At 42.3% G+C, this 1,078-nt stretch carries 1 protein-coding gene and 1 pseudogene; both read left to right on the forward strand.

Annotated features, from left to right (window positions below):
• A pseudogene (locus AB5935_RS27770) lies at positions 1-863 on the forward strand (SusC/RagA family TonB-linked outer membrane protein); the annotation flags it as partial.
• A gap of 13 nt (positions 864-876) precedes the next feature.
• Complete coding sequence (locus AB5935_RS27775) at positions 877-1,074, forward strand: hypothetical protein (protein ID WP_368328072.1); 198 nt, start codon at positions 877-879, stop codon at positions 1,072-1,074.
• Positions 1,075-1,078: the final 4 nt, after the last annotated feature.

Below are 1,078 nucleotides of genomic sequence, written 5' to 3' on the forward strand. Positions count from 1 at the left end.
TGATTTCACTGGCTAGTGGTATGGATTACATGACACTGACTAGTGTACAAAACAGTGTTGAATTACGTATTGTAAAAGGTAAACCTTTAGTAAGCCTCTATTGCCGCGAACCATGGAAAAGGAACGAACTAGGACAAGTACTGGTAGGTGCTAACGGTCGCCCTCTATCGGGTGAAGCTAAGTTCCTGGCAGACGTAGAACCGAAATGGACAGGAAGTATACGTACTTCATTACGTTGGAAGGATTTATCCTTCTCCGCCATGTTCGACATTCGTATGGGAGGTAACGTATGGTCGGAAACAGCTTTCGTAGGTTCTCGTAACGCAGAAACAATCATGTCATTGGGAGGACGTGAAGCACACTTCTTCTCCAAAACAATTTTGAATGAAAACGACCAGACCGGCTATCTTGGTATCCTTGATTCCAAATATGTACCCAATGGCATGAGTAATATTTATATGGATGCTTCCCGTCCCAAAGGAATGAATATTCCCGGAGCCGTTTATGATTCTTCCGTACCTGGACTGGCCGGACAACCATGTCAGGCTTGGATCGAACCAATCAACTACTGGACAAACGATAGCGGCAGAAATGGTGAGCTATATCTATATGACGCTTCTTACGTGAAACTGAAAGAAATCTCATTGGGATACAATATTCCGAAAAGTTTATTGAGAAAGATCGGATTCATACAGTCCATGAGAATTTCGGCTGTAGGTAGAAATGTAGCTATTCTCCACCAGAATACCCCGAAAGGTATCGATCCGGAAGCAACTTCATCCATGGGAATCCAACAAGGTCTGGAACGAGGCTTCAATCTGCCGACCGCCACTTATGGTTTTGACTTTAAGATAACTTTCTAAAACAGTATCAACAATGAAAAAGTACTTATATACACTATGTACCGTAGCTCTGTTGGGGCTAGTTACATCTTGCGTGGATAGTTTCGACACAACCAATCGAAATCCCGACAAGCTTTATCTGGATGATATAGATATCCAAAAAATCTTTCCGGGTAGCATCTACAAATCACTGAATGTATTGTCTGAAATGAACTACAACCACTATGGCTAAATGG

Origin of the sequence: Phocaeicola sp. RTP21198st1_B8_RTP21198_201120 (assembly GCF_040929485.1) — a bacterium.
GTDB classification, from domain to species: Bacteria; Bacteroidota; Bacteroidia; order Bacteroidales; family Bacteroidaceae; genus Phocaeicola; species Phocaeicola dorei.